Annotated in this window: 5 protein-coding genes and 1 pseudogene; all 6 read left to right on the top strand. The window is 69.5% G+C overall.

The window, feature by feature from the left end:
• Positions 1-747, top strand: a pseudogene (locus NQ160_RS15940) (sugar ABC transporter substrate-binding protein); the annotation flags it as partial.
• Positions 748-757: 10 nt separating this feature from the next.
• A complete protein-coding gene (locus NQ160_RS15935) occupies positions 758-1,774 on the top strand; it encodes a carbohydrate ABC transporter permease (protein WP_257516154.1) in 1,017 nt (338 codons plus the stop codon).
• Positions 1,771-2,664, top strand: coding sequence for a carbohydrate ABC transporter permease (locus tag NQ160_RS15930; RefSeq protein ID WP_257516153.1), 894 nt, complete (start codon positions 1,771-1,773; stop codon positions 2,662-2,664). Before NQ160_RS15935 ends, NQ160_RS15930 begins: the two co-directional genes overlap by 4 nt.
• A 70-nt stretch (positions 2,665-2,734) precedes the next feature.
• Positions 2,735-4,987 (top strand): beta-glucosidase family protein, encoded by a 2,253-nt coding sequence (locus tag NQ160_RS15925; RefSeq protein ID WP_257516155.1) that lies wholly within the window; start codon positions 2,735-2,737, stop codon positions 4,985-4,987.
• A complete protein-coding gene (locus NQ160_RS15920; RefSeq protein ID WP_257516152.1) occupies positions 4,987-6,129 on the top strand; it encodes a Gfo/Idh/MocA family protein in 1,143 nt (380 codons plus the stop codon). The genes NQ160_RS15925 and NQ160_RS15920 overlap by 1 nt, the downstream gene beginning before the upstream one ends.
• Positions 6,126-6,727 (top strand): ThuA domain-containing protein (locus tag NQ160_RS15915; protein WP_257516151.1); only part of this gene is annotated, 602 nt, incomplete at its 3' end. The genes NQ160_RS15920 and NQ160_RS15915, both read left to right, overlap by 4 nt.

The following is a 6,727-nucleotide window of genomic DNA, read 5'->3' as shown; positions in this document are numbered from 1 at the left end:
GCCCTCAAGGCCAGTGGCGTCGAGCCCATCGCGCTCGGTGGCAAGAACGCCTGGCCGGCCGCGCACTGGTACTACTTCTTCGCCCTGCGCGCCTGCAGCCCTGACACGATGGCCACCGCGGCCGAGGAGATGGACTTCAGCGACCCGTGCTGGCTCGAAGCCGCCGAGAACCTCGACGCCTTCGCGCAGACCGAGCCCTTCAACCAGGGCTTCCTCACGACCGAGGCCCAGCAGGGCGCCGGTTCGTCGGCCGGCCTCATCGCGAACCGCCTCGCGGGCATGGAGCTCATGGGCGCCTGGAACCCCGGCGTGATCGCCGGACTCACCCCGGACGAGAAGCCGCTGCCCGACCTGTCCTGGTTCCCCTTCCCCGAGGTGCCCGGCGGTGAAGGTGAGCCCGGCGCGATCCTCGGCGGCATCGACGGCTACTCCTGCTACGTCGACGCTCCTGACGCGTGCGTGGACTTCCTGAACTACCTGGCCACCGCCGAGGTGCAGGAGGCGTACTACGACGCCTTCGACGCCCCGCCGGTGAACACCGTGGCCCAGGAGGCCGTCACCGAGCCGTACCTGATCCAGATCATCGAGGCCTACAACGAGGCCCCGTTCGTCTCCCAGTGGCTCGACACCATCTACGGCCTCAACGTGGGCAACGCGCTGAACGTCGCGGTCGTGGACATGCTGGCCGGCAACAGCGGCCCGGAGCAGCTCGTCGACGCGGTCAACGCGGCCGCAGCGAAGGGCTAGGAATTCGCACATGTCTGTTCGCGGGAACTCGTTGACGGATCGCAACGCATCCGCCGAGCTCGCGCAGCCGAGCGGGGGCGACACGAAGGTGTCGTCCCCGCCCGTGCGGCCGCGGCGCAAGGGGATCGGCTGGGCCGGACGTCTGGAGATCGCGATCCTGGTGGGGCCGGCGCTGCTGGTCTTCTTCGGGTTCGTGATCTTCCCCGTCATCGCCGCCGCCTATTACGGTTTCTTCCGGTGGCAGGGCTACGGCCCGCCCACCGACTTCGTGGGATTCAACAACTACCTGCTGATCCTGCAGGACCCCGCGTTCCACGCGGCCCTCAGCCACAACGCGTTCATCGTGGTGATGTCGCTCGTGCTGCAGGGGCCCGCGGCGCTGCTGGTCGCGCTGCTGCTGAACCGCCGCATGCGCGGTCAGTCGATCATCCGCGTGCTGATCTTCGTGCCCTACGTCATCGCCGAGGTCGTCGTCGGAGTCGGCTGGAGCCTCATGCTGCAGCAGCGCGGCGCTGTCAACGGCTTCCTCGAGAACGTCGGTCTCGGCGGGCTCGAGCAGGACTGGCTCGCCAACCCCGACATCGCCATCTGGACCCTGATGGCGATCATCACCTGGAAGTACTTCGGCTTCGCCGTCATCCTCTTCCTCGCCGGGCTCCAGGGCATCCCCGAGGAGCTGTCCGAGGCGGCCGCCATCGACGGCGCCTCGTTCTGGCAGACGCAGTGGCGCATCACCGTGCCGCTGCTGGGGCCGACCCTGCGCATCTGGGCGTTCCTGTCGATCATCGGCTCGCTGCAGCTGTTCGACCTCGTCTACATCATCTGGGGCCAGTACGTCGCCTCGACCGCGGGCACGTCCACGATGGCGACCTACATGGTCTCCGAGGGCCGCAACTCCGGGAACTACGGCTACGGCAGCGCCGTTGCTGTCGTCCTGTTCCTCATCTCACTGGTCGTCGCACTGATCTACCAGCGCTTCGTCCTGCGCCGCGACACCGCAGGCGCCCTCACGGGAGGTAAGCGATGACCGCCACAGCCCTCATCACCACGACCCCGCCCGACGAGCCGCTGCTCAAGCCGGGCCGCAAGCCCAAGGAGAAGCTGCCCTGGGGCAGCCCGGTGGTGTACTTCATCGCCCTGGTGGTCATCGCCGTCATCCTCGTGCCGGTCGCGTACATCATCCTCGGCGGGTTCCGCACGAACGCGCAGATCACCGCCGATCCGTCGGGGCTGCCCAGCCCCTGGAACTTCGGGAACTACCTCGACGTGCTCACCGGGTCGATGTTCTGGCGGCAGGTGCTCAACTCCGCCATCGCCGCCCTGTCGACCACGGCGGGCGCGGTCATCCTCGGCCTCATGGCCAGCTACGTGCTCGCGCGCTACCGCTTCCGCGGGCGGGGCGCGCTGTACGCGATGTTCGCCGCTGGACTGATGTTCCCCATCACTGTGGCCATCACGCCGCTGTACATCGTGGTGCGCGACCTCGGTCTCATGAACTCGCTGCCGGGCATCATCCTCCCGCAGATCGCGTTCGCCCTGCCGACGACGATCATCATCCTGGTGCCGTTCCTCAAGGCCATTCCGGACGAGATCGAAGAGGCCGCCTTCATCGACGGCGCCAGCCGCATCGGGTTCTTCTGGCGCATGGTGATTCCGCTGGCGCTTCCCGGCGTCATCACGACCGGCATCCTGGCGTTCATCGGCAGCTGGAACAGCTACCTGCTGCCGCTGTTCATCCTCAACAACGAGGCGACCTACACGCTGCCCCTGGGTGTGCAGGCCTTCTCCTCGCAGTACTCCGTCGACACGGCGCGGGTGCTCGCCTTCACCTCGCTGTCGATGATCCCCGCCCTGGTCTTCTTCAGCCTGTTCGAGCGCCGCATCGTCGGCGGTCTGACCGGCGCCGTCAAGGGCTGACGTTCCCGAATTTAGGAGTACCCCCGTGGACACCCCCGTTTCGGCGCGCGTGCGCGCCCTGCTCGAGAGCATGACCCTCGACGAGAAGCTGGCCCAGCTCGTCGGTTACTGGGTCGACCAGGGTGATGAGGTCGTGGCGCCCATGGCGGGCGAGATGGCGACGAGCACCCGCTACGACGAAGCCGCCAAGCACGGGCTGGGTCACCTCACCCGCGTCTACGGCACCCGTCCGGTCGATCCGGTCGAACGCGCGCAGTGGCTGTGGGCCGAGCAGCGTCGCCTCCAGCAGGAGACCCGGCTGGGCATTCCCGCGATCGTCCACGAAGAGAGCCTCACCGGGCTCGCAGCCTGGAAGGCGGCCACCTTCCCGACGCCGCTCGCGTGGGGTGCGGCGTTCAACCCCGAGACGGTCGAGCGGATGGGCCGCCTCATCGGCGAGTCGATGCGCGAGCTCGGCATCCATCAGACCCTCGCGCCGGTGCTCGACGTCATTCGCGATCCGCGCTGGGGGCGGGTCGACGAGTGCATCGCCGAGGATCCGTTCGTCGTCGGCACGATCGGCACCGCGTACATCCGCGGCATGCAGGATGCCGGCGTGCACGCGACGCTCAAGCACTTCGTGGGGTACTCGGCCTCGCAGGCCGGGCGCAACCACGCTCCCGTGCACGTCGGTGAGCGGGAGCTGCGCGATGTCTTCCTGCCGCCCTTCGAGATGGCGGTGCGCGAAGCCGGGGTGCGCTCGGTGATGAACTCCTACGCCGAGATCGACGGGATGCCGGTGGCGGCCGACCCGCGCCTGCTCACCGACCTGCTGCGCGGCGAGTGGGGCTTTGACGGCGTCGTGGTCTCGGACTACTTCGCCGTGGCGTTCCTTCACACCATGCACGCGATCGCCGCCGATCGCGGCGAAGCCGCGGCACTCGCGCTCGAGGCGGGCATCGATGTCGAGCTGCCCACCGGCGACGCGTATCTCGAGCCACTGGCCGAGCGCGTGCGCGCCGGCCTGTTCCCCGAGGCGCTGGTCGATCGCTCGGTGCTGCGTGTGCTCGCGCAGAAGGAGGAGCTGGGGCTTCTCGATGAGACGTTCGAGGCCCCGCCGACGACGATCGACCTCGACTCGCCCGCGCACCGCGAGGTGGCGCTGGAACTCGCCGAGCAGTCGGTCGTGCTGCTGGCCAACGACGGCGTGCTGCCGCTCGTGGCCCCACGTCGCATCGCGGTGATCGGCCCGAATGCCGACGATTCGCGGGCACTGTTCGGCTGCTACTCCTTCGTCAACCACGTGCTGGCCCACCACCCCGGCACCCCTGCGGGCTTCGAAGCCCCGACCGTGCGCGAGATGCTGGCAGAGGAGTTCGCGGGGGCCGAGATCTGCTTCGCCGTCGGCAGCGATGTCGAAGGCGACAACCGGTCGGGCTTCGCGGATGCTGTGGCCTCGGCATCCGGCGCCGATGTCGCGGTCGTCGTGGTCGGCGACCGCGCGGGGCTCTTCGGTCGGGGCACCGTGGGCGAGGGCAACGACGTCGAGAGCCTCGATCTGCCGGGCGTGCAGCGCGAGCTGGTGGAAGCAGTGGTCGCGACCGGCACCCCGGTGGTGATGGTGCTGCTCACGGGGCGGCCGTACGTGCTCGACTGGGCGCTGGACGGTTCGGTCTCGGCCGTCGTGCAGGCGTTCTTCCCCGGTGAGGAGGGCGCGCGGGCGCTCGCCGGCATCGTGTCGGGACGGGTTGCACCCTCGGGCCGGCTGCCGATCTCGTTGCCGCGCGGCGGCGGCGCGCAGCCCTACACCTACCTGCACCCCATCCTCGGGGGACCCAACGACATCACGAGCGCCGACAGCACGCCGCTGCGGCCCTTCGGCTTCGGGCTCACGTACACGACGTTCGTCCATGAGGATCTGTCGGTCGACGACGAGGTCCCCACCGATGGGGACATCGTCGCGAGCGTGCGCGTGCGCAACATCGGCGATCGCGCTGGTGTCGACGTGGTGCAGCTGTACGGGCGCGACGTGTACGCCAGCGTCACCCGTCCGGTGGCCCAGCTGCTGGCCTACCGGCGCGTCGCGCTGCAGCCCGGGGAAGAAGCGCTGGTCACGTTCCGCGTGCCCGCGGCGCAGCTCGCGTTCACCGGCCGTGCCATGCGTCGCATCGTCGAGCCGGGCGAGGTCCGGCTGTGGGTCGGACGTGACTGCGAGACGCAGGAGGCGACGGCGACCACGCATCTCACCGGTGCTGTGCACGAAGTCGCCGTGCAGCAGGCCGGCCGCGTGAGTGTCGACGTGCGGGTGGTCGAGCCCCGGAGCGCGGTCGTAGAGTCGGTGTGATGTCGACGACGACCGACCGGCCCCTGCGGGTCGCGCTCATCGGAACGGGCTTCATGGGGCGCATGCACGCGCACGCGTGGCGCACCGCCCACCGCTTCTTCGACCTGCCCGCCAGGCCCGAGCTGACCCTGCTGGTGGGGCGCGACCCCGAGCGCACGGCGGCCGCGGCCGACACGTTCGGTTTCGCGGAGTCCGCGGGCGATTGGCGTCAGGCCATCGAGCGCGCCGACATCGACGTGGTGGACATCTGCACCCCCGGCGACACCCACGCCGAGATCGCGCTGGCGGCGCTGGCAGCCGGCAAGCACGTGCTGTGCGAGAAGCCGCTGGCCAACGACGTGGCCGAGGCCGACCTCATGGTCGCGGCCGCCGAGCGCGCCGGTGCCGAGGGCGTCGTCAGCATGTGCGGGTTCAGCTACCGCCGTACCCCCGCGCTGGCGCTCGCGCGCCGGCTGGTCGAGGACGGCCGCATCGGGCAGGTGCGCCACGTGCGTGCTCAGTACCTGCACGCCGGCTCCGGCACCCTCGGAGACATCGGCGCCCACAGCATCGACACCGCGCAGTGGCTGACCGGCGACGCCATCGCCGGGGTCAGCGCGATCATGCGCACCTTCGTTCCGACGCGTCCCGTGCTTGACGAACAGGTAGGGCTCGGCGGGCGCGCCCATGCCGACGCACCCCGGCAGACCGTCACCGTCGACGACGCCGCGGCGTTCACGGCCCGGTTCGCCGGCGGGGCGATGGGGGTCTTCGAGGCGACGCGCCTGGCGACGGGGCATCGCAACTCCAACCGCATCGAGATCAACGGCGACCGCGGCTCGGTCGCATTCGACTTCCGGGCGATGAACGAGCTCGAGTTCTACGACGCGTCCGACCCCGCCGGCGAGCAGGGGTTCCGCCGCATCCAGGCCAACGAGCCCGAGCATCCCTACGCCGACGCGTGGTGGCCGGCCGGCCACGGGCTCGGATACGAGCACCTGTTCACGCACCAGATCGTCGACCTCGTGCGTGCGATCGCCGGGGGCACTCCGGTCTCTCCCAGCTTCGCGGACGCTGCCCGCGTGCAGCGGGTGCTCGCCGCGGTCGAGCGCAGCGCCGCGCAGGACAGTCTGTATGTCACCGTCGAAGGAGAGAATCCGTGACCGCACGCACCGCACTCGTCGTTCGGGGAGGCTGGGAAGGTCACCACCCCGTCGAGGCGACCGACTTCTTCCTCCCCTTCCTCGAGCAGAGCGGCTTCGACGTGCGCGTCGAGGACTCCAACGAGATCTACGCCGATGACGAGGTGATGGCATCCACCGACCTCATCCTGCAGTCGGTGACGATGTCGGAGATCTCCCGCGAGGCGTTCAACGGGCTCAAGGCGGCGGTCGAGCGCGGCACGGGACTCGCCGGCTGGCACGGCGGCATCGCGGATTCGTACCGCAACAGCTCCGACTACCTGCAGCTCATCGGCGGCCAGTTCGCCACCCACCCCTCGAAGCACCCCGACCAGTGCTCGGGCGACCAGTCCGACAACTACCTGCCCTACACCGTCGAGCTCACCGATCTGGGGCGGGAGCACGAGATCATGGCGGGGCTCGACGACTTCTCGCTGCACACCGAGCAGTACTGGGTGCTGCACGACGACCTGATCGACGTGCTGGCGACCACCACGCACCCGGTGCAGCCGTACCACCCCTGGCATCGTCCCATCACGTCCCCCGCAGTGTGGACGCGCCTGTGGGGCAAGGGACGTAT

The organism is Microbacterium sp. zg.Y909 (assembly GCF_024626565.1).
Note: the sequence above shows the minus strand (reverse complement) of the source record. Positions and strands in the feature narration are given on the sequence as shown.

Bases quoted from the DNA above. Each gene is read 5' to 3' on its own strand.
- NQ160_RS15935 (WP_257516154.1), top strand. From the start codon at position 758: ATGTCTGTTCGCGGGAACTCGTTGACGGATCGCAACGCATCCGCCGAG.
- NQ160_RS15930 (WP_257516153.1), top strand. From the start codon at position 1,771: ATGACCGCCACAGCCCTCATCACCACGACCCCGCCCGACGAGCCGCTG.
- NQ160_RS15925 (WP_257516155.1), top strand. From the start codon at position 2,735: ATGACCCTCGACGAGAAGCTGGCCCAGCTCGTCGGTTACTGGGTCGAC.
- NQ160_RS15920 (WP_257516152.1), top strand. From the start codon at position 4,987: ATGTCGACGACGACCGACCGGCCCCTGCGGGTCGCGCTCATCGGAACG.